The 20,777-nt window shown below is 53.1% G+C and carries 19 protein-coding genes; 7 read left to right on the forward strand and 12 right to left on the reverse strand.

Going from position 1 to position 20,777, the window contains the following annotated elements; genetic code table 11:
• Positions 1 to 4: 4 nt before the first annotated feature.
• Complete coding sequence (locus tag D3P09_RS14095) at positions 5 to 1,828, forward strand: cache domain-containing sensor histidine kinase (RefSeq protein WP_120111129.1); 1,824 nt, start codon at positions 5 to 7, stop codon at positions 1,826 to 1,828.
• Between the two features lie 206 nt (positions 1,829 to 2,034).
• Here the strand turns inward: D3P09_RS14095 and D3P09_RS14100 are convergent, their stop codons facing one another.
• From D3P09_RS14100 to D3P09_RS14140, 9 genes are all read right to left on the reverse strand, one after another.
• Positions 2,035 to 2,715 (reverse strand): N-acetylmannosamine-6-phosphate 2-epimerase, encoded by a 681-nt coding sequence (locus D3P09_RS14100; RefSeq protein ID WP_120111132.1) that lies wholly within the window; start codon positions 2,713 to 2,715, stop codon positions 2,035 to 2,037.
• Positions 2,716 to 2,729: 14 nt separating this feature from the next.
• Positions 2,730 to 3,644, reverse strand: coding sequence for a dihydrodipicolinate synthase family protein (locus D3P09_RS14105; RefSeq protein ID WP_120112445.1), 915 nt, complete (start codon positions 3,642 to 3,644; stop codon positions 2,730 to 2,732).
• A 2-nt stretch (positions 3,645 to 3,646) separates the two neighbouring features.
• Positions 3,647 to 4,543 (reverse strand): ROK family protein, encoded by an 897-nt coding sequence (locus D3P09_RS14110; RefSeq protein WP_120111134.1) that lies wholly within the window; start codon positions 4,541 to 4,543, stop codon positions 3,647 to 3,649.
• A gap of 13 nt (positions 4,544 to 4,556) precedes the next feature.
• Positions 4,557 to 5,399: a carbohydrate ABC transporter permease gene (locus tag D3P09_RS14115; protein ID WP_120111136.1), complete on the reverse strand. Its 843-nt coding sequence runs from the start codon at positions 5,397 to 5,399 to the stop codon at positions 4,557 to 4,559.
• 11 nt (positions 5,400 to 5,410) lie between these two features.
• Positions 5,411 to 6,286 (reverse strand): carbohydrate ABC transporter permease, encoded by an 876-nt coding sequence (locus D3P09_RS14120; protein ID WP_120111139.1) that lies wholly within the window; start codon positions 6,284 to 6,286, stop codon positions 5,411 to 5,413.
• Positions 6,287 to 6,375: 89 nt separating this feature from the next.
• Positions 6,376 to 7,791 (reverse strand): ABC transporter substrate-binding protein, encoded by a 1,416-nt coding sequence (locus D3P09_RS14125; RefSeq protein WP_120111141.1) that lies wholly within the window; start codon positions 7,789 to 7,791, stop codon positions 6,376 to 6,378.
• Between the two features lie 46 nt (positions 7,792 to 7,837).
• Positions 7,838 to 8,314 carry a NanQ anomerase/TabA/YiaL family protein gene (locus D3P09_RS14130; RefSeq protein ID WP_120111144.1) on the reverse strand — a complete coding sequence of 159 codons (477 nt, stop codon included), beginning with the start codon at positions 8,312 to 8,314 and terminating at the stop codon, positions 7,838 to 7,840.
• A gap of 176 nt (positions 8,315 to 8,490) precedes the next feature.
• The gene (locus tag D3P09_RS14135) at positions 8,491 to 9,714 is read right to left on the reverse strand and encodes a response regulator transcription factor (RefSeq protein ID WP_165867442.1); all 1,224 of its coding nucleotides are present in this window, start codon (positions 9,712 to 9,714) and stop codon (positions 8,491 to 8,493) included.
• Positions 9,704 to 11,491, reverse strand: coding sequence for a sensor histidine kinase (locus D3P09_RS14140; RefSeq protein WP_120111149.1), 1,788 nt, complete (start codon positions 11,489 to 11,491; stop codon positions 9,704 to 9,706). The genes D3P09_RS14135 and D3P09_RS14140 overlap by 11 nt, the downstream gene beginning before the upstream one ends.
• A gap of 285 nt (positions 11,492 to 11,776) precedes the next feature.
• Here D3P09_RS14140 and D3P09_RS14145 point away from each other — a divergent pair, with 285 nt between their 5' ends.
• From D3P09_RS14145 to D3P09_RS14155, 3 genes are all read left to right on the forward strand, one after another.
• Positions 11,777 to 12,889: a metallophosphoesterase gene (locus tag D3P09_RS14145; protein ID WP_120111152.1), complete on the forward strand. Its 1,113-nt coding sequence runs from the start codon at positions 11,777 to 11,779 to the stop codon at positions 12,887 to 12,889.
• 160 nt (positions 12,890 to 13,049) lie between these two features.
• Positions 13,050 to 13,256, forward strand: a complete 207-nt coding sequence (locus tag D3P09_RS14150) for a helix-turn-helix transcriptional regulator (RefSeq protein ID WP_120112447.1) — start codon at positions 13,050 to 13,052, stop codon at positions 13,254 to 13,256.
• The gene (locus D3P09_RS14155) at positions 13,257 to 13,754 is read left to right on the forward strand and encodes a hypothetical protein (RefSeq protein WP_120111155.1); all 498 of its coding nucleotides are present in this window, start codon (positions 13,257 to 13,259) and stop codon (positions 13,752 to 13,754) included. It abuts the gene before it with no gap.
• 182 nt (positions 13,755 to 13,936) lie between these two features.
• Here D3P09_RS14155 and D3P09_RS14160 read toward each other — a convergent pair whose 3' ends face one another.
• The 3 genes from D3P09_RS14160 to D3P09_RS14170 form a co-directional block, all read right to left on the reverse strand.
• On the reverse strand, positions 13,937 to 15,592 hold the full coding sequence (locus tag D3P09_RS14160) for an FAD-binding dehydrogenase (protein ID WP_120111157.1): 1,656 nt from the start codon (positions 15,590 to 15,592) through the stop codon (positions 13,937 to 13,939).
• A 201-nt stretch (positions 15,593 to 15,793) separates the two neighbouring features.
• Positions 15,794 to 17,029 carry a 2,3-bisphosphoglycerate-independent phosphoglycerate mutase gene (locus D3P09_RS14165; RefSeq protein WP_243644180.1) on the reverse strand — a complete coding sequence of 412 codons (1,236 nt, stop codon included), beginning with the start codon at positions 17,027 to 17,029 and terminating at the stop codon, positions 15,794 to 15,796.
• 20 nt (positions 17,030 to 17,049) lie between these two features.
• Positions 17,050 to 18,537, reverse strand: coding sequence for an SLC13 family permease (locus tag D3P09_RS14170; protein ID WP_120111163.1), 1,488 nt, complete (start codon positions 18,535 to 18,537; stop codon positions 17,050 to 17,052).
• A gap of 144 nt (positions 18,538 to 18,681) precedes the next feature.
• Here D3P09_RS14170 and D3P09_RS14175 point away from each other — a divergent pair, with 144 nt between their 5' ends.
• From D3P09_RS14175 to D3P09_RS14185, 3 genes are all read left to right on the forward strand, one after another.
• Positions 18,682 to 19,596 carry a LysR family transcriptional regulator gene (locus D3P09_RS14175; RefSeq protein WP_120111166.1) on the forward strand — a complete coding sequence of 305 codons (915 nt, stop codon included), beginning with the start codon at positions 18,682 to 18,684 and terminating at the stop codon, positions 19,594 to 19,596.
• 193 nt (positions 19,597 to 19,789) lie between these two features.
• Positions 19,790 to 20,020 (forward strand): PspC domain-containing protein, encoded by a 231-nt coding sequence (locus D3P09_RS14180; protein ID WP_120111169.1) that lies wholly within the window; start codon positions 19,790 to 19,792, stop codon positions 20,018 to 20,020.
• Positions 20,021 to 20,067: 47 nt separating this feature from the next.
• Positions 20,068 to 20,745, forward strand: a complete 678-nt coding sequence (locus D3P09_RS14185) for a PspA/IM30 family protein (RefSeq protein WP_120111172.1) — start codon at positions 20,068 to 20,070, stop codon at positions 20,743 to 20,745.
• Positions 20,746 to 20,777: the final 32 nt, after the last annotated feature.

Here is a 20,777-nt window from a genome sequence, read left to right on the forward strand (position 1 = left end):
GGCTATGAACCCGCTCAAGCGACTAAGCAAGCGCATGCAGATGAAGCATGTCAATCATCAGATCTTCCTGCTGTCCATCGTGACCATTACAGTGCCGCTCTTGATCATGTCTGGAATTGCCTACGGATTCATGCTCCAGAGCATGAAGAATGAATATCAGGACAGCGCGAGCCTGATCCTGAACAATCTGTCCTTCAATATTGACCAGTACCTGCAAAGCATCGAGAAAGGCACCGTCACGGCGCAGCTGGACGAGCAGCTTCAGGATTCACTGATGAAGTGGCGGGACGGAGACCATATCGACCAGTCCATCCAGTATCGCAATGTGATTGAGCACTTTGTCAGCACCATTGAGATGACGATCAAAAACGTCGACAGCGTGCGCATCTATGCCGGCGACCGGGTATTCTATTCGCTTAACTTTTATAGGGCCGATTATGAGGAAAGCGACTTTACGAAGGAGGGTTGGTACGAGGCAGCGCTCGCGGGCAAAGGCAAAGCAACGCTGATCGGCGCGCATCTTCCCTTCCACCGGATAGGCGCCAAGGAGCCCGTGATCTCCATCGCCCGCGTCATCAATAAAACCGGAACAAGAGATCCGCTTGGCGTTATCCTCGTGGACATCCGGTTGGATTCGCTGCGCGAAATCTTGAACATGTCGGAGAGCCGCAACCGCAGCTTCCTGATTGTCGACGACAAAGGCGGCATCGTCTATTCCTCCGAGCATGAGCAGCAGGATCCGCCGATCGGGAACGAAACGATCCAGCAGGTGCTCTATGCGGACAGCGGCGACTTCTATGCTGCGGTATCGGGCGAGAAGACCTATCTGAACTTCGTCACCTCGCCGTACTCAGGCTGGAAGGTTATCCAATACATTGCGGAGAAGGAGATGACGAAGGATGCCAAGCTCTTCCGCAAGCTCATGCTCGGCTTTGCCTTCTGCTCACTTGGGGCGGCGCTGCTGTTCCTGCTTATTCTCGCCGCGCGCGTGACCAAGCCGATCATCTTCCTCAGCAGCCAGGTAAGGGCTGTAGGGATGGGGAAATTCGACGTCGACCTAAGCAGCGACCGTCAAGACGAATTCGGCGTGCTCTATCGGGGCATCCGCAAGATGGTGGAGGATTTGGAATCGCATATTGAACGCTCCTCCCATACGATGGCCCAGCATAAGCTGGCGCAATACGGCGCGCTCAAGAGCCAGATCAATCCGCATTTTCTGGCCAATGCGCTGGAATCCATCCAGATGAAAGCGATTCTGTCGGGGCAGCGGGACATTAGCGAGATGGTCGGCTTGCTCGGCCGCCTGTTCCGCCTCCATATTCAGACGGGCAAAGAGATCGTCACCCTGAAGGAGGAGCTGGAGCATACCAGACTGTATGTAAAGGTACAGCAGATGCGCTTCGGCGACCGGATTCGCTATAGCGAGCAATTGGAGGCGGGCACGGAGACGCTGGCCGTTCTTCACTTTACTTTGCAGCCGATTGTGGAAAATGCCATTGTCCATGGCTTGGAGGGCAGGAGCGGTCCCGGGCATCTGCGCATCTCCTCTCTGATTGACGGAAGCGACCTGATCATTCAGGTGGAGGATGACGGGACCGGAATGACCGCGGCCAAGCTGGATGAGCTGCGCCGCAGCCTGAGCCAGCCTTCCGATACGCTCGGCAGCGAGCATATCGGCGTCAAAAATGTCCACGACCGGATCCGCTACTACTACGGCGAGGGATATGGGCTTGAGCTGATGAGCGCGCAGGGCGAAGGAACAACCGTAACCGTCCGTATACCGGCAGCGGCGTTGGAATTAGCGTCGGGGGAAGACTTAAAGCCTTAAATGATACAAGTAGTGAAATGATCTAGTCTTTCTTCGCAGTCGATACAATTGTGGCGCCGATAACAAGGGTTGCAACTATAACGGTGAGTCTAATAATGATGTCAATCGGACCATGAGGATAATACTTAAGATTATTCAACCGCAAAAAAGTGGGCTTCCTCTCCAAGAAGGAACCCACTTTTTTGATGTTATTTTAGTATAGCGCGTTAGAGCGATGCGGCTTCTACAAATCTGGCCGTTATTTCCTTCGGACGCGTAATCGCGCCGCCCACGACAACCGAGGATGCGCCCAGCTCCAGGCAGCGTCGGTACATATCCGGCGTCATGACATTGCCCTCGGCAATGACAGGCACGCGGACGGCTTTAAGCACGGCTTTCAAAAAGGCAAAGTCATTGTGATACAGTTTAGACTGCGACGTATACGGCGTATAGCCGTGCAGAGTCGTCGAGACGCAATCGAATCCAAGCGCTTCTGCTGCTTTCGCTTCCTCGACCGTCGAGATATCCGCCATCAGCTGCACCTTCGGATTGCGCTCGCGGGAGTAGGCCACCAATTCCGCGAGCAGCTCCTTGCCTGGCCGCTCGCGCAGGGTGGCATCCATCGCAATCATCTCGCAGCCGCTCTCCAGCAGCTCGTCGATCTCCTTGGCTGTCGCTGTAATGAACACTTCACTGTCCTCATAGTTGCGTTTCACGATGCCGATGACGGGAAGCTCGACCTCCCGCTTGATCGCTTCAATATCCGCTTTGGAATTGGCTCTGATGCCCGCAGCACCGCCTTCCTTCGCCGCCAAGGCAAGCTTGCCCATAATATAGGAGCTGTGCAGCGGCTCATGCTCCAGCGCCTGGCAGGATACGACGAGTCCTCCTTTAATGATGTTCAGCATCTCTACTCATCTCCTTAGACTGTTGCATATTGCCGAATAAGGGCCAATATATCCCCATTCAACACCGACAACGATTCATGATGCTCCGGCAGCACAGGCAGCAGCGGCAATCTCGGCTGTCCCGTCTCTACCCCTCGAAGGGACAATATATATTTGCTGGCGCCATAAAGCGACGGATAGGCAAGCAATCGTTTGATAACGGCATTGATTTTGTACTGCAGCTCCTGCGCCTCCGTTATCCGGCCCGATCGAAACAGCTCGTTCAGCTTGCAGAACAGCTCCGGCATAACCCCGTACGTTCCGCCGATGCCGCCATTGGCGCCCATAATGCGCCCCGCAAGAAATTGTTCGTCCGGACCGTTAAAGACGAGAAAATCGTCGCCGCCTGCGACCTTGTACTGCTGCAGATCAAAGGTGCTTTCCCCCGACATCTTCACGCCGATCACCTTGTCCTGCTTGGCCAGCTTCGCCAGCAAGGCCGTGGACAGCTGGAAGCCGGTCGTCTGCGGGATATTGTAGATAATGAACGGCAGATTGCTGCTGTCGATCATCTCCTGCCAGTGACGCTCTACCGCCGCTTCGGACAAGCGATAATAGATCGCTGGAACAGCGGAGATCGCATCCGCTCCATGCTGCTCCGCATGCCGGGACAATTCTGCGCTCACGCGCGTGGAATTCGCGCCGACATGAACGATAACTTTCAGCTCGCCGCGGACCTCCTCCATGACCGCTTCCAGCACGAGCTTGCGCTCCTCCGCCGTCTGCAGGATGCCCTCGCCGGAGCTGCCTCCGACATACAACCCCTTCACGCCTGTGCCGGCATAGTAGCGGGCCAGCTTCTTCACGCGTGAAGCGTCTACTTCTCCCGCTTCGTTATATGCGGAATACATGGCGACATAGATGCCTTCGAATGTTGCTACATGGTTCATAATCACAGCTCCGTCTCTTCTATATAATATGGATACACCGCGCCGTAGAGCGCGGCTTTGTTGCCTAGCTGCGCCGCTGCAAGCTCCGTCTGCGAGAAGGCTGGCGGCAAATAAGAAGCGACATGGCGGCTGATCTTCTCCAGCAAATAATCACCCTGCTCCGACACGCCTCCGCCAATGACAATGAGCTTCGGATCAGCCAGCACGATGACGCCCGCAATGCCCCGGGCGATCTCTTCCGTCCAGCCGTCGATAATAGCTGCGGCAGCCGTATCGCCCGCCTTCGCCGCACCGAACAGGGCATGACCGTCACCGGAGAAGCCGGGCAGCCTGCGGCGAGCCAGCTTCAGCAGCGCGGACATCGATGCCCGCTGCTCGTACGTAGTGCCCGTGGCCCTGTCATATAAGGAATGTCCGATCTCGCCAGCGCGGTAATGAGAGCCCAGCACAAGCTTCCCTTCATGAAAGAGCGCTCCGCCAATTCCGGTGCCAAGCGTCATGCAGAAGAAGGAATCGACGCCTCTTGCAGCCCCTCTCCACCATTCGCCCACAGCCGCCGCATTTACGTCATTGGCCACCATGACTGCCAGGCCAAGCTTGCCTTCGATCTCTCGCTTCCAGTTCGTTCCCTTATATCCCGGTATAGTTCCGCCGGCAAAAATAATCTCGCCGCTATCGGGATCGACGACACCTGCCGTGCTGATCCCGACGCCTTGAGCCTTGCCGAAGTTCACCGTCAGCTCCTGGACAATGCGAGCTGCCGCTTCCGGTATGAGAATGTCGGCTTCGCCGCCGCTTGGCGTATCGCATTTGCCATGATGGAGGAATTCGCCTTTCTCGTTCAACACGGCATACTTGATCTCCGTGCCGCCCACATCTACGCTGAACCAATGTCTCATGGGCTGTATCCGCCTATTCTTTCACCGCGCCAATGGAGAGGCCGCGGGTGAAATATTGCTGGAACAGGAGAAAGATGATCAGCATCGGGATCGCCGCTACGGTCGCACCGGCCATCTTGTAGGCAAAGTTAGGGTTCAAATCCTGCATGAGCGTGGCGATCCCTACCATCAGCGTCTTCATTTCCTTGTCCTGGCCGATGACCAGCTGCCACAGATAGTCATTCCATACCTGGACGAAGTTCAGGATGAAGAGCGCACCGATGCCCGGCTTCACAATCGGCAGCATGATCTGCAGGAACGTCCGTACCTCTCCGGCGCCGTCGATTCTCGCCGCTTCCCGCAGCGCATCGGGTGCCGAGTCGAAAAATCCTTTCAATAAGAAGACGCCAAAAGCGGTCGCGACGTTAGGCCAAATCATCCCGTGCAGGTTATTGACCAGCCCGAAGTCCTGCGCAATGCGGAACAACGGCACAATCATTACTTCCTTCGGAACCATGAGGCTCGATACGAAGATGACGAAGAGCACATTGCGCCCCTTGAACCTCAGCTTGGAGAATGCATAAGCCGCCATAGAGCTTGTAATGACAAGCAGCACGGTAGACAGACCTGCTACGTACAAGCTGTTCAGCGTCCAGCGGAGCGCCGGCTGGCTGTTGAAGACTTCCACATAATTCGAGAATGTGAACGTCTGCGGCCACCAGTCAGGCGGCATCTTGACGACATCCGAGCTGTTTTTCAGCGAGCTGGTGAACAGCCAGTAAAGCGGGAACAGATTCAGTACCGCAAAAAAGATAACTATGATATTGGACAGGACATCAAAGGATTCCCGTTGTTTCTTCGCTTTTACTTGCTGCATCGTTTGATCCCTCACTTATCCTTGAACATGGCCCGGAGCTGAGGCACCGAGAGCAGCATCGTAATAAGGAACATAATAACCCCTACTGCCGAAGCGACGCCGAGCTGGTTGAACTTGAACGCATTGTTGTAGAGATAATACATCATGGTCACGGAAGCATTGTTCGGGCCTCCGCCGGTCAGCAGTTGAATCACCACGAATATTTTGAGCACGGCAATGATGTTGATGATTGTAATGTAAATCGTGGTCGGCTTGACGAGCGGGATGAGAATTTGAAAGATAACTTTGAATCGGCTCGCGCCGTCTACTTCCGCGGCTTCGAACAGGTCCTTCGGCACGCCGATCATGGAAGCGATATATAGAATAATGGCCTGGCCTACATTCGTTGCGAAGGTGACGAGAATGATAACCGGCAGGACCGTGCTTTTATTCCCCAGCAAATTGACGATGCCCAGCTCCATCTCGCGGGCCGCATAGGAGATGAGGCCGTTGGCGGGACTAAGCAGGAAGCTCCATACCATACTCATGACCACCATGGATACCATGACCGGAATATAGTAGCTTCCGCGTATGAACGAGACGTATTTCGCATTTTTGTCGAAGACGGCAGACGCTACGAATAACGAGAAACCCACTGTCAGGATGACGATAAAGACGACAAAGATAACGGTATTGATAATGGACTTGAAAAACACCGGATCGCTGAACAATGTGGCGTAATTGTCGAAGCCGACGAACGTTTCCTGTTGATACTGAACCTTGTACAAGCTGAGCCTGATGCCTTCGATGATGGGATATACGATAAACAGCAGGAACAGCAGAAATTGCGGTAACACGAACAGATAGCCGGTTATGTTTTCTTTCAAGTAAGGATTGCGTAATTTCATGGTTATCCGTTACCTTTCTTCCCGCTGCCTGATGGGCATTCAGCCCGTCAGGCAGCGGGAACGTTATTTTGCTGGCTTTGTGAAAGGAGTTACTTCAGGCTGGAGTTCTCCCGCGCTTTGGCGATAACCTCATTGCCTTTGGCCTGATAGTCCTTGACGGCCTGAGCCGGCGTTTTCTCCCCAATATAGAGCGCCTGCAATTCCGGGAACAGCACTTGTCTGAGCTCGCTGTAGCCTGGCACATTGCCGGTGAAGGCGAACATGTAAGCCGCATTGGCATCATAAGCAGCGAAGAACGGGTACTCCGACTTGTATTGTTCGGCAACGGAGCTTCTTACCGGAACGCTGTTCTTGGAGGACTTCACAAAATCGGTATCCGTAGAGAAGTAGCGGATGAAATCCTTTGCCGCTTCCTCGCGCTTCGCGTCGCCCGTCTTGAACGCGCTGGCTCCGACCACATAAGTGAAGGTCAGCGGGTCGCCGCCCTCAGACGGAATATTGGCAAGGCGGATATCGAATTTAGGCGCTTTGCCCGCAGCCATATCGGCCTTCGCATTGTTGAACAGAACCGCATTCGTGAAGCTGATGCCTAGCTGCTGATTTTGGAACATCGCATTGGCGTCGTTGGAGGATACGGATTCCGCACCCGGGTTGGTGTAGCCTGCGTCATAGATTTTTTTGAGCCACTCTGCCGCTTTCACGCCCTTCTCGTCGTCAAGCACGATGCTGCCGTTCTCGTCGAAGAAAGAATTGCCGAACATGCGGAGGTAAGCAAGATTCCAGGTGTCGCCTTGGTTGTTCAAGCCGTATAGAGCCATCGGATAAGCATTGGAGAACTGGTCCTTCGGCATATTTTTTAGCCCTTCCAAAATTTGCTCGTACTGGTCCAGCGTCCATGTCTTAATCTCTGTCTCGCCGCCGATCATATTTTCAAGGCCAGCCGCCTTGAACATGTCCGCGTTGTACGCGAGGGTGCCTGGATTGTGGGCGAACGGATAGAAGTACACGTCGTCGCCGAAGGTTACGTTGTCCCAGTAGCCCTGCGCAATGTCGGCGCGCGCCTCGTCGTCCACGATGTCCGTCAGCGGCAGCAGCGCGCCGCGATGCGCGTAGTCGCCCATGGCGAACACGCTTTCAAAAAACACATCGGGAGGCGTTCCGCCGCTCAGATTGACGTTCAGCAGCTCATCCCGCTGGTCGCCCGCCACCACTTGAACGTTGACTTTCACATCGTATTTGTCGTATTGCTTGGCGAACTTGTCCGCCGCGTGCTTGAAGAAGCTGTCGTAGTCGGCATTCTCTTCTGTTGCGTCAAGCACGCCCTTCCATTGCGGCGTCAGCCATACGGCGATTTCCACCTTTTCCTTGGAGCCGCCGCTAGCGCTGCCCCCCGTGTTGCCCGGCGTACCTGCGTTCTTATTGCCGCCGTTATTGCCCGAGCAGCCGGCAAGTATAGCCAAAATGAGCACAAAAATGATTCCTGTCGTGAAAACCTGTTTTTTCATCTTCGATAAGCCCCCTTAGAGTGTGTTCGAACGTTGAATACAGCGCTTACACTTGCAGCAATGCGAGATGAATCTTGATGACAACCTTGCGAATGCGGGATGGAGCGTCTTCAGTCAGACAAGGGCGATGCAGATCCTCCGGGAACAGCACAGCCAGCATACCGGGCGTCAGCTTCACCAGGGACTCATTCGCAAGCTCTCCGTACAGCGCATAGTCCTGCTCCGGATCGTAGGCTTGCACAGGGCTTGCGGCACCGTCATCCTGCATCCAGCCGATCGTCTCCTCGCCTTCCAGCAAGTAGTGCACGTCGATATACGACTGATGCCGTTCTGCGGGCTGCTCGCTGGCAGCCTTCGTCGACAGCGTCATAATCCGCGCATACATCTCCTCGCCTTGGATAGGATGCTTCCCGTCCTCCATCGCGGAGAAATCCGCAGCAGACAAGTATTCAAGCGCCTGCGCGATAGCCGGATGAGCCAGCTTGCGCTCCCAGCATCCATGCTTCAAAGAGCCGACGATCATGTGCTTACCTCCTGTTGCTTGTGGAATGGCCCTCCATGCCTTTGCCGGCGATGGGCCGTGAGATCAGTATAGATCGCTGCCGAGCGGTGGAACATGAACGCATTTTCGCGATTTGTTCACGATCTTTGTCTCTTTATCCGAATGTTCACAATATTCCGCCTCCACCCCGCCAGCATTCACGATTTTTGGATAGACGCCCGGCCCCTGCTCTGATCAGTGCGGTATTTCTGCGGGCTGACCCCTTTAATCTTCTTGAAAATCCGGCCGAAATAATTGCTGTTCTCATAGCCTACCCGCTCCGAAATCAGATAGCTCGGCAAATCCGTCGCCGTCAGGAAAGAGGCTGCCTTCTCCACCCGCAGCTGGTTAATCCAATCGACGAAGCCTATTCCCGTCTCCCGCTTGAACACCGTGCTCAGATAAGCCTCGCTCATGCAGATCCGCTCGGCGGCATCTCTTAGCGTCACTTGTTCCGCATAGTGCTCCTCCAGATAGCGAAGCAGCGTCCGAATGTCCTCGCGTATCGCCTCCTTTTGCCGGGGGATCCCTTCCTCCAAAGCATCAAGCAGCTCCGCGTACAGGCGCTTGGCATCCCTCCATCCGTTCATAGGCGCGCTAACGCGCGCAGCAGCCTCAATGCCGAGCAAGCTCCCTGACGCATTCAACAAGCTGCCCAGCCTCGCATCCATACCCGCTAGCTCATCTTCATCCGGCTTCAGCAGTGCGGCGAAGTCCCGGTCGCTGATCTGAACCGGCTCTCCTTCTATCAAGCCTTTCAATTCCGCCTCGATCATATGCTTCATCAGCCCTGCCGCCGAGTGATGCGGCACGCCTTCCCGAATTTGGACAATGCGCACCGCCATCAGGATCGCTCCCTGGTTCAGCGGCGAAGCAGTTGCTTCTGGCGGAAGACCGTTGCCGTCATACGCCAAGACGCTCCCCAGCCAAGACGCTGCTTCTGGCTGAGCTGTACTCTGTTGATTCGGGATAGAAGGTGACAGCTCAGGCAATATCCCCCGCTCCTGCAGCTTGCCCGATGTCGCGATCAGCAGACCCAGCAGCTCTTCCGGCCGAAGAGAGGTTTTGAGCAAATAATCTTCTACGCCCAGCTTCATCGCTTTCCGCACATAATCGTATTCATTATGGCTGCTGAGCACGATGATGAGCGTGTCCGGATAGCGGCGCCGCACCGCTTCAATCAGCTCAATGCCGTTCATATTCGGCATGACAATGTCTGTGAGCAAAATATCCGGCGGCCCATCCTCCATCAGCTCCAGCGCCTTCGCTCCGTCCGGAGCATCCCCCATAAATTGAAAGCCGTGCGCCTCCCATTCGATAAGCGACTTGATGCCCAGCCTTACCAGCATCTCGTCATCCACCAGCATCACTTTAACTGCCATGAGCCCTGCTCCTCTCCGCTTTTCTGACTGGCAATACATACGTTACGATGGTCCCTTCTCCCAAGCTGCTGCTGATGGAAAGTCCGGCTCCTTCCCCGTATTGAAGCTGGAGCCTGTCATGCACGTTTTTGACCCCGATCCGCTCCGGCGGCGGCTCGCCTGCATCTGCGGACAGCCGCCCTTGCAGCTCCGCCAATCGGTCCTTTGGAATTCCAGCGCCATTGTCTGCAACCGTGAGCACGAACAGCTCATGTTCGATACGCGCCTGAATGCGGATCACCCCAGTTCCCGCTATCCCTTCAATGCCGTGAACCAGACTATTCTCGATAATGGGCTGCAGCATTATCCGCACGACCTCCTGATCCATAAGCTCCTCCGGAATGTCCAGCTCCATCGCCAGCTTGTCGTGGAACTTCATCTTCATCAGCCCGATATAATTGTCGATATAAGCGATCTCTTCCCGCAGCGGAATAAGATTTCCCTTACGGCCGATGCTCCCTTCCAGAATGCCGCCTAAATTCGAAAGCATATCCCCCACATCGCGGTTGTCCCGGAGATAAGCCATCCATTTGATATTGTTCAGCGTGTTCAGAATAAAGTGAGGATTGATCTGCGCCTGAAGCGCCTGGAACCGCATCTCTTCCTTCTGCTCGTATTCGTCCTTGACCCGAAGCAGCAGCCCGCGTATCTCCTTGACCATGTTGTTGTATGTGCTGATCAGCGATGATATTTCTTCAGGCCCGCCGACGGCGATAGCGGAATAAAATTGCTTCTCCTCCAGCTCCGCCATACGCTTCTTAAGCAGCTTGAGCGGCCTGGTAATGCTATAGGAAATCGACAGCGTAATGATCGTGAACAGAATAAAAATAAATCCGATGATTTCAATATTGGCCTGCCTGATGTCAAAAATTTCTTTGAATACGGTATCATAAGAAACGACCTGAACGATCTTCCAGCCGTTCAACTGGACGGTATCATAATTAAGAATCCATTTGCCCTCATCCGTCTCCATAATCCGTTGTCCCTGCGCCTGTCCCTTCAGCTCCTCATAATGAATCTCCGCCGGAAGCGGCTTGCCGATTCGATCCTTGGACGGGCTGGATACAACGATGCCTTCGTTGTTCACAAGATAGGCCTGTCCTTCTAGCCCGTTCAGATAAGGCCGGATATCCTCCTCCGCCACGCTGAAGGCGATCATGCCGATATTGCGTGTCGTCTGCAGATCCGTCACCGTTCGGGCGAGCGTAATGATCGGCTTGCGGTCTGCATAAAGCATCTCCTTATCGTTGAACATCCAGCGCAATTGATAAGGCCGCTCCATCATCTCGCCATACCAGCCGGCATTCACATATTGTGCAAGCAGCGTATGCACGATATAGCTGGTGCTCAGCCAATTGCCCTGCCGATCGAACACCGTCACATACGTATTCGTAAAGTAAGAGCTGAACAGCCGGTTCAGCACCTCGTCATTCAGCCTTAGCTTCTCGTAGCCGGACATCGAATCCGGATTTTTCAGCAGCTCGGTCATCTCCGGATTGATGGTGATCTCGACGGAGGACTTCAGCATGTCTTCAAAAAACAGCCCGATGTTCAAATTGACCAGAAACAGCGCATCCTGAGCCGCGCGTCCGATCTTTCGCTCAATCACGCTCTCCAGCGGTTTATCCATGAAATAAAAGGTCAGCATGACCGGAATGATGAGAAATGCCAGGATGGAGAAAAAAATCTTGTTGCGAATGGAGTTGAATTTGCCTAGCCTGTCGCGAAGCCTGCTCATGCTGTTAGCCTCCCCTGCGGACGAAAGCGCGCCCGTTATCGGATGATCGAGACCAGTGTAACGCAATCCGCCGCCGGCGATATCGCGCTTTATTGACCTCTTTGGGGCTCATTTTTGACTACTTGCCCGCAAGCCGGAAGACCCTTCCTGAGATGGATATGGGTTCGCTCCGAAGCTTGAAGAAACCATGCGACAACTATCCTTCGGTCGTATGGAACAGGGCAAATTTGGGGTCCAAGTATGCCGGATGGTATAATGGGACTAACATCCTACAAGGAGGGCAACATGTTTATCGCAATCGGCATTGTTTTTCTGTTGGTTTACGGACTTATTGTGTTCTACATAGGCTGGAGCGGCTGGTCCTGGATGCGGCCGTCCGTATCCAGAAGATTCCGCCTGCTCTACATCGCTGTACTGGTCTTTCTTGCTGTATCCTTCATTCTGGCCAGAGTATTCGCCGGCTCGGCCATTCTGAACGTCATCGGCTCCTATTGGCTCGCCATCTTCAGCCTGCTTGTCCTGATGCTTCCTATTGTTCATCTGATCGTATGGCTGACAAGGCTCACCTCCTTGCCTCGCCATCATGTGCAGAAGTGGGCTGGCGTCATTACACTTACAGCGCTGGTCCTGCTTATTGGCTACGGCAGCTACAATGCGTATACGCCGACCGTTCGCTCCTACGAGATCAGCATCGACAAGCCGGGTCCCGCAAGCGGCGAACTGACAATCGCAATGGCTTCGGATATGCACTTCGGCTATTTGTCCGGCAAGAATCACGCTATCCGGCTAGTCGAAGAAATCAATGCGCTTCAGCCGGACATCGTGCTGTTCCCCGGGGACATTATCGATGACGATATCGTTCCGTATAAGGAGAAGGGAATCGGCGAGATTCTGGCCGGGATCAAAGCGCCGTATGGCGTCTATGCCTCGCTCGGCAATCACGACCGCTTCAACGGCGAGATGCAGGAGCTGATCGATCTTCTAGAGGAAAGCGGCATGACGGTGCTGTATGACGAATCCGTGGAAATCGAGGATTGGCTGACGCTGATCGGGCGCAAGGACCACAGCGACAAGAACCGTGCAGAGCTCGCTGAGCTGACTGAAGGCATCAATTCTGCGAATGCCCTGATGATGCTGGACCATCAGCCGCTTGGGTTCGATATCGCGCAGCAGCAAGGCATCGACTTGGTCGTCTCCGGCCACACCCATCGCGGCCAGATCGCGCCTGCGCATCTGGTTACCCAGCGTTTATTCGAAAATGACTGGGGCTACCTGCAAAAGGATCAGCTCCATACGATCGTCTCCTCCGGCTTCGGCTTCTGGGGACCGCCGATTCGGATCGGATCGCAAGCGGAAGTTGTTCTTATTCAAGCTACTTTCTCGAACAAGGCGGATTAGCGCCTGCCATGTGAACGGGATGCCCCTCAAGCGGGGCATCCCGTTTGTATTTCTACAGACAAGTGGTGTGAGGAAAACATTGACAGCCTCCATTTATGTAAAGTATACTTTACGTAAAGTTAGCTTTACATTATGATTGCCGCATTTGGAGGGGGTCCGCATTAAAAATCATATCCGGGCATTGCGCAACGAGCATGGCATGACGCAAGAGCAGCTGGGGGAGATTATCGGCGTCTCCCGGCAATCGGTCATCGCGATCGAGACCATGAAATACAATCCGTCGCTGGAGCTCGCTTTCCGAATCGCCAAGGCTTTCCGCATGCAAATCGAGGATGTATTCGTATTTGAAGAAAAGGAGGAGAAGTAGATGGTATACCTAGGCATATATGGCGGACTCTTGTTCGGGATTGCAGGCTGGTACTTCGGCAGGCGCGCCGCAGCCAAAAATAACGGTCTGGATGAGATGCTGGCTTATATGACAGCCAAGTCCCGCTCGATCTCATGGTACTTTACAATTGCAGCGATCTATGTGCTGCTGTCTCTGGAAGTATTCGGCCTGTCCGTCGGCACGATTCCGGCGCTGGCGATTCTGCTGTTTGTTCTTCTGGGCAGCTGGGGGCTGTCGTTTTTCATCCTTCAGGCCCGTATGACGGCTGATCCCGACGACGACACCGGCAAAGGAAAGCTTCAGCTCGTAATCAGCATTACAATCGGCGCATCCATGCTGATCCTGTTCGCCATTATCTCCGCTCTAACCGGCGAATGGCGCTTCCTGCTTGCCGCTATCCCTCCCGTCATGTTGAACGTGCTTATTATGACGTCCCTCAGAAAGAAACAAGCGGACAGCGGAAAAAAGGCGGGGTGACTGGACTCAGCACCCCTGCTAATCAAGCCTCGTTAATGCAGTCAGGCTATTGGATAGGAGGACTGGAGCAGCAGCTCCTGCCGCCGCCATCAGACAGAATATCAAAGGAGCCCTCTATTCCACTTGGTCAGTGGAACGAAGGCTCCTTTTTCATACGTAAATCATTTAGCTTCCCTGAAGGTTTACAGCTCTGCAGCCGCTGCACGCCCCGCTGCTCTGCCGGAGAACAGGCAGCCGCCGAGGAATGTTCCCTCCAACGCCCGGTAGCCATGCACGCCGCCGCCGCCAAAGCCGGAAGCCTCTCCTGCCGCATAGAGTCCTGGAATCGGCTCGCCTGCGGCATTCAGCACACGGCCCGACAGGTCAGTCTGGAGACCGCCCAGCGTCTTGCGGCTGACGATGCTCAGCCTCACGGCAATGAGCGGCCCGTTCTTCGGGTCCATCAGCTTGTGGGGCTTGGCGGTCCGGATCAGCTTGTCGCCGATATAATGGCGCGCGCCGCGGATTGCCGTGACTTGCAAATCCTTCGTAAACGCATGATCCATCTCCCGGTCGCGCGCCACAAGCTGGCGCTCGATTGCTGCGGGGTCAAGCAGGCTGCTGCCCGCAAGCTTGTTCATTCCATCAACCAACTGCCTGATGCCGCGAGAGATCACAAAATCCTCTCCCTTATCCATAAAGGCCTGCACCGGTCCTGGCGCTCCCGGCAGCACCCGCGACAGCACCTTGCGGACGCTCTTGCCGGTCAGGTCAGGATTTTGCTCCGAGCCGGACAATGCAAATTCCTTTTCGATAATCTTCTGCGTCAGGATGAACCAGGAATAATCATAGCCGGTCTTCTGAATCGCCTCCAGCGTGCCAAGCGTATCAAAGCCGGGGAAGTTCGGCGCCGGGAATCGATTGCCTGCCGCATCCAGCCAGATCGACGAAGGCCCCGGCAAGATGCGAATGCCATGATTGGCCCATATCGGATTCCAGTTCTTCAGTCCCTCCGTATAGTGCCACATCCGGTCCCGGTTGACGACCCGGCCGCCCGCTTCCTCCGTAATCCCGAGCATTCGGCCGTCCACATGCGCCGGAACACCTGACAGCATTCGTGCCGGCGGTTCGCCCAGCCTGCCCGGCCAGTTACGGCGAACCAGCTCATGATTGCCGCCGATGCCTCCGCTCGTCACAAGCACCGCACCCGCTTCAAGCTCGAACGTGTCCTCGACTTCGCTAGAGCTGGCTTCACCTCGCGCGGCCTGGCTCGGTACCAGGATGGAACCGCTTGCACCAACAATCGCCCCATCCCGCTGAATCAGCTGATCGACGCGATGGCGCGGACGGTATTGGATCCGTCCCTCAGCTATGTGCTCACGGACCCGCCGCTCGAACGGAGCTACAATGCCGGGGCCTGTACCCCATACGATATGAAAGCGAGGCACCGAGTTGCCATGCCCCTCCGCCAGATAGCCGCCCCGCTCCGCCCAGCCGACGACCGGGAAGAACCGGACGCCCATGCCATGCAGCCAAGCCCGCTTTTCACCCGAGGCGAAGTCGACATAGGCCTCCGCCCATAGCCTGCCCCAATAATCTTCATCGTCATCGCGGTCGAAGCCGGCTGAACCAAGCCAGTCCTGCCAAGCCAATTCCCTGGAGTCTCTGATGCCCAGCCTGCGCTGCTCCGGCGAGTTGACCAGGAACAGCCCTCCAAACGACCACCAGGCTTGGCCGCCGAGCGAAGCCTCCGGCTCCTGATCCAGCAGCATCACCCTCTTCCCCGCATCGGCAAGCTCCGCCGCCGCCGCAAGTCCCGCAAGCCCCGCGCCTATTACGATCGCGTCCGATCGATGCATCCTATACCCCTCCATTGACCTGTTTCTTCTATCATCTTATGCGAGGAAGGAAATGACAATAGCTAATTTAGGCAGGATGGCGGACAAGAAATATTGCCGCCGGTTAATTGCAAAAAAGACGATACCCGCCAGGGCATCGTCTCTATTCATTCTCCAGCAAACTGCTAAATTCATCAGGATCTTCTTTCTCTGATTATCATCCTAGTTTCCTTGTTTTTTCACGCGTCCCATAAAACCATGCAGCGTACGAACAAAATCATTCCCCGTCAAATGTCCCAACCCTCCATATGCGCAGTCCATTTCATTGAACTCTGTGACGCGGTCTTTACGGATACTGGGCCCGCTTATGAGAACCGGAACGGGGTCTCCCGTATGCTCGCCGATTTCGCACGGAGTAGAATGATCCGCTGCTATAGCCAGATATACATCCTCAGGGATGCCTTTCTCAATTAAACCTATCATCTCATCGAACATTTCGATTGCTTTGGCCTTCTGAAAGGGCTCATTGTCATGACCTTGCAGATCCGGCGCTTTTAAATGAACTAATATCATATCGTTCTCAGCCAAAGATTCCGTAGCCAGTTTCGCTTTCAATTGAATATTCGTATCCATATTCCCAGTCATGCTGCTATGAGTCACGGTCTGAAAGCCAGCCATTCGGGCAACGCCTAATACCGTGCTCTCCCCTGCGATGCAACACCCTTTAATATTCAACTTGTCCGTAATGGGTTCCAGCTCTGTCATCTTGCCGGCGCCTCTTGTAAGAATAAAATTCGCAGGAAGCTTTCCTTGACTGATTCTCTCTGCATTGACTGAATGATCCTTTAATATCGAATGCGCTTTTAAGAGAAATGAATTCAAAACCAAAGCCGTTTTCTGTGCTTCTTTGGTAAGGTCCAGCGGTTCTATCCTAAGAAAAGGACTTCCGTCGTTCGGCGCTTTGGGATCGGAATCGCTCACTTGATCGCTTAAACCGTCACCACGAAGAATGAGTACAGCTCGATGCTCGGTAGCGGGTTGGAAATAAACCGTAACCCCATGAACGATGATCCCGTTAATGGCATCCGCAATCTTATCTGTTCCTTCACGAATTCTCCCTGCCCTGCGATCAACAACAACCCCATGCTCATCAACCGTCGCAAAATTGCATCTGAACACGATATCTCCCGGTCGAACATCCATACCGATCCCTAAAGCCTCTATTGGTCCACGCCCTGGATAATTTTGCGGCTCATAGCCGAACAATATTAAATGCCCCATATCCGTTCCGACCGGAATGCCTGAAGCGATTAAATCCATCATTCCGGTAATGCCCTTTGCGGCTAGCCGATCCAAATTGGGCGTAGACGCGTATTCCAATGGAGTTTTGTGACCGAGTATAGGGTTAGGACGATCTCCTAAGCCATCCGCTATGGCCAAAACAACTTTTCTGTACAATATAGTTTCCTCCCGTGTATCTATATGCCAATCACTTTAAACCAAGTAAAGACGGCCAGACTGATTACGCAAGCTCCGATAAAACAAGTGATAATCGCATATTTCACTTGATCCAAAACCGAAAAATATCCTGTACCGAAATAAATAGTGTTGACCTTCGAATGCGGTGGAAGAGTAATCGTATAGGTCATCGTCATGGCGGCAGCTAACGCCAGCGGAACGGGATCCATCCCGAGTGTCTTTGCCAATGCAATGAAAGCAGGAATCAAGATCGTAACCCTTACCGTCTTGCTTGTAAAAATCAGATGGCTGTACATGCTAAGGAAAACGACCACAACATAAACCCAGACATGATTCATTTTCTCGATTCCCAAAGCTACAACCAGTTTGTTAATCATCCACAGTGCGCCTTCCGATTTATCCAGTGCATTGCCGACGGCATAAGCGCCTGCGGCGAAAATCATTAACTCCCATTTAATATTGGCCTCTTTCCATGTCATTAAGCCGATTTTCGGGAGTAAGCACAGGAGCGCTGCAAGAACGGCCGTCTGCTCCGTGCTGATTTCAAAGCCGAACCAGCCGCTATGATAATCTCCGGTAGCCCAAAGGATGACGGTAAATAGAAAGATGGACACCGCTTTTTTCTCATCCAGGGAGAATGATCCCAATTTGGCCAGCTCGTCCTTTAAAGTATCCATTGCTTGATGGAAATTGGATTCGCCTTTTATCGGGAATATCTTTAAGCCTATAAAAAAAGTAAGCGTCATAGTAATGATTGCGGTAGGCATAGATGCCAGAAGCCAATCCATATAGCCGATGTTTCCGCCAGCTTGGTCGTTAATGAAACCGACCGCGATAATGTTGCCTGCCGTTGCGGTCATGACACCCGAGGTAGCGAGCGCATCCGACTGTACGCCCTGGAGCATCATCACTCTGCCAAGGTTGCTTTTACCAGGAATCGCTCTATAAACTTCTAACAAGATCAGACAGATCGGCACCATTAGTGTCGCTCTGGCTGTTGTTGATGGAACAAAAAATGCCAGAATGAAATTGATGAGCACCAATAGAAACAACGTCATCTTAGGCGTTTTGCCAAATCTCGTAATCATCCACAACGATAATCTTCTGCCCAGATTCGACTTCACCATAGCCGAAGTAAGAATAAATGCCGATACCATTAGCCAGATGACATCGAAGCCAAGCGTTCCGAATGCGACCTTCTGATCGTCAACGGCTCCTACCAGAGGAAGCAAAAGAATCGCCGAGAGTGAAGTCAAATAGATGGGGATTGGCGTCGTTACCCAAAGGATCAGGGCTCCGGTAAAAATAGCAATGGATTTCTGCGCTTCAATGCTCATGCCCTCGGGAGTAGGCATTAAAAATAGCAGCAGAGCAACCGCTATTGCAAGCGGAACCCCAATTTTCTTCATCATTTGTTCCGTCTTGCTTTTCTTGTCCGGCGCCATATTATTGCCGTCTTGTTGTACGGTCGATACGCCATCAGTCATCTTACATCCCCCTTGTCGGTTGTATGTTACCGCTTACATCATATCCAAAGCAAATCGATAAAACAATTTGATTTAATTGTCGTTATCATAACGATTCGTTATAATAGGTTTGACGATATACAAAATCCGAAATAGGCGGACAATATGAACATAAACAAACTGCAAACCTTTCTTACGCTTACCCAGTGCCTCAGCTTTACTGAAGCTGCTGATCGGCTTTATTGCTCCCAGCCTTCCGTAAGCATGCAAATACAAAGCTTGGAGGATGAATTGGGCGTCCCTCTCTTTGACCGAATAGGAAAGAAACTGTATTTGACCAAACAAGGTGAGCATTTCAAGCCTTATGCGGAGCAAATCATTAATTTATTCCATTCAGCCAAAGACCACATACGCCAGTTCGAGGACCTGTCTTATGGCACCTTGTCATTCGGGGCAAGCAATTTTGTCGGCGTCTACCTTCTGCCTTCCATTTTGAAGGAATTCACTACCGAATATCCGGAAATAAACATCAATATGAACATTACTTCATCTGCTCAACTCATCCGAATGCTTGAAACAAACAAGTTAGAATTTCTGGTTCTGTCAAGCCGGATACATATAGACGAATCCCAATTTCAGCGTACGACGTTTTACCAGGATAAACTTGATCTCGTCGTTCATCCGTCACACCCGCTAGCACAAAAAGAGAGCTGTACGTTCGCGGATTTGGAAAATGAAACTTTGATCATTAAACCTGATAAGTCGGCAACACGAACGTATTTGGAAGAAACATTTAAACAATACGGTTTTCATTCACCCAAATATTTGGAAATCAGCAATCTGGAAGGCATCAAGCAAGGGGTCATACACAATCTCGGGGTCTCCATTATTTCAAGCTTTGCCATCCAACAGGATATAGAATATGGCAGATTGGTTAGAGTCCCGCTTAAAGACATTGCCTTTCAGAGGGGAATCAGTTACGTCTACCACTGCAACAAACATCTTTCGCCTGCTGCCAAGGCTTTCATTGCCAAGCTCGATCAGAAATATAAAAACAGCATACTGTCATTGGATATATGACTTGGATGCAGATAACGCATGATCCGGCAATTCAAAGGGATCATGCGTTTCTTTATACGGCTTCCCCGCCGTCCGTCCCAGTCCCTCCCCGACTCAAGGCCAGCATCAAGAATAGACCTGGGACCGTTACCGGAACGCGGGGCGACCGGTAGAATAAGGACATAGACATGAGCGAGAGGAAAGGATGAGGAACATGAGAAAACTATTTCGATCTCACACGGACAATAAAATAACGGGGCTTTGCGGAGGTATTGCTGAATGGTTCGGCATTGACTCCACCATTGTACGATTGCTGGTCGTCATTGCCGCATTCTTCAGCTTCGGAGCTGTAGTTGTGCTGTACTTCGTAGCATCGATCCTTGTGCCGAAGGCGCCGCTTGGCGATATGTCCTTCATGAATCACTACAACCACAACCACTATTAATCTAATAAGCCAATCTGCTAAAAAACACATTTAAGGAGAGATGAGATATGGGAATTTTGCAACGCATGGTTAATATGACGAGGGCTGCTGCCAATGAAATGCTGGACAAGATGGAAAATCCGGTGATGATGCTGAATCACTACTTGAGAGATTTGGATGAGGAAATTGACCGCGCCGAGCGCGCACTGGTCCAGCAACAAGCTCAGGAGCGCATGATGGGCTCCAAATTTGAAGAGTTGAATACGCAAGCCCGCTATTATGAAGAAAAAGCTGTACAGGCAGCTGGGGAAGGCCGAGAGGCTGAAGCCCGCACTGCTCTGGAAGCGAAGCTGCTCTATCTGGAGCAAGCCGAGGACACGGATAGACTTCGCGGTATCGCCAAGCAAGCTGCAATCGACTTGCAGCTGCGCGTAGAATCGCTCAAAGAAGAGAAGACGCGTCTGCAAAGCAAGCGTGCCGAGCTGGTAGCCCGCGTTCGCCAGAATACAGCGCATACCGGCGGCAACGGATACGCTGCGCCGCATCTGCAAGGCAGCTCCGCTGCACGCGGCTTCGAGCGCATCGAGCAGAAGGTCATGGAGTGGGAAGCGGCTCGCGAGCTGTCCAGAACTTCCACTGGCGGCCATTACGGCAGCACTGTCATCCCTGACCAGAAGCAAGAGCAGCGCAATGCGCTTGTCGAAGAACAGCTTGAGCGCCTGCTGCAGAAGAAATCCGGCAGCTAGCCTTCATATAGACGAAGACCGCCCTGCTATCT

Source organism: Paenibacillus pinisoli (assembly GCF_003605435.1).
GTDB lineage: Bacteria > Bacillota > Bacilli > Paenibacillales > Paenibacillaceae > Pristimantibacillus > Pristimantibacillus pinisoli.

What these genes read in the sequence shown, in the direction of transcription:
- D3P09_RS14110 (WP_120111134.1), bottom strand. Translation starts at nt 4,543, where the DNA reads ATGAGACATTGGTTCAGCGTAGATGTGGGCGGCACGGAGATCAAGTAT.
- D3P09_RS14170 (WP_120111163.1), bottom strand. Translation starts at nt 18,537, where the DNA reads ATGACTGATGGCGTATCGACCGTACAACAAGACGGCAATAATATGGCG.
- D3P09_RS14145 (WP_120111152.1), top strand. Translation starts at nt 11,777, where the DNA reads ATGTTTATCGCAATCGGCATTGTTTTTCTGTTGGTTTACGGACTTATT.
- D3P09_RS14120 (WP_120111139.1), bottom strand. Translation starts at nt 6,286, where the DNA reads ATGAAATTACGCAATCCTTACTTGAAAGAAAACATAACCGGCTATCTG.
- D3P09_RS14160 (WP_120111157.1), bottom strand. Translation starts at nt 15,592, where the DNA reads ATGCATCGATCGGACGCGATCGTAATAGGCGCGGGGCTTGCGGGACTT.
- D3P09_RS14175 (WP_120111166.1), top strand. Translation starts at nt 18,682, where the DNA reads ATGAACATAAACAAACTGCAAACCTTTCTTACGCTTACCCAGTGCCTC.
- D3P09_RS14115 (WP_120111136.1), bottom strand. Translation starts at nt 5,399, where the DNA reads ATGCAGCAAGTAAAAGCGAAGAAACAACGGGAATCCTTTGATGTCCTG.
- D3P09_RS14135 (WP_165867442.1), bottom strand. Translation starts at nt 9,714, where the DNA reads ATGGCAGTTAAAGTGATGCTGGTGGATGACGAGATGCTGGTAAGGCTG.
- D3P09_RS14185 (WP_120111172.1), top strand. Translation starts at nt 20,068, where the DNA reads ATGGGAATTTTGCAACGCATGGTTAATATGACGAGGGCTGCTGCCAAT.
- D3P09_RS14105 (WP_120112445.1), bottom strand. Translation starts at nt 3,644, where the DNA reads ATGAACCATGTAGCAACATTCGAAGGCATCTATGTCGCCATGTATTCC.
- D3P09_RS14155 (WP_120111155.1), top strand. Translation starts at nt 13,257, where the DNA reads ATGGTATACCTAGGCATATATGGCGGACTCTTGTTCGGGATTGCAGGC.
- D3P09_RS14095 (WP_120111129.1), top strand. Translation starts at nt 5, where the DNA reads ATGAACCCGCTCAAGCGACTAAGCAAGCGCATGCAGATGAAGCATGTC.
- D3P09_RS14100 (WP_120111132.1), bottom strand. Translation starts at nt 2,715, where the DNA reads ATGCTGAACATCATTAAAGGAGGACTCGTCGTATCCTGCCAGGCGCTG.
- D3P09_RS14130 (WP_120111144.1), bottom strand. Translation starts at nt 8,314, where the DNA reads ATGATCGTCGGCTCTTTGAAGCATGGATGCTGGGAGCGCAAGCTGGCT.
- D3P09_RS14125 (WP_120111141.1), bottom strand. Translation starts at nt 7,791, where the DNA reads ATGAAAAAACAGGTTTTCACGACAGGAATCATTTTTGTGCTCATTTTG.
- D3P09_RS14180 (WP_120111169.1), top strand. Translation starts at nt 19,790, where the DNA reads ATGAGAAAACTATTTCGATCTCACACGGACAATAAAATAACGGGGCTT.
- D3P09_RS14140 (WP_120111149.1), bottom strand. Translation starts at nt 11,491, where the DNA reads ATGAGCAGGCTTCGCGACAGGCTAGGCAAATTCAACTCCATTCGCAAC.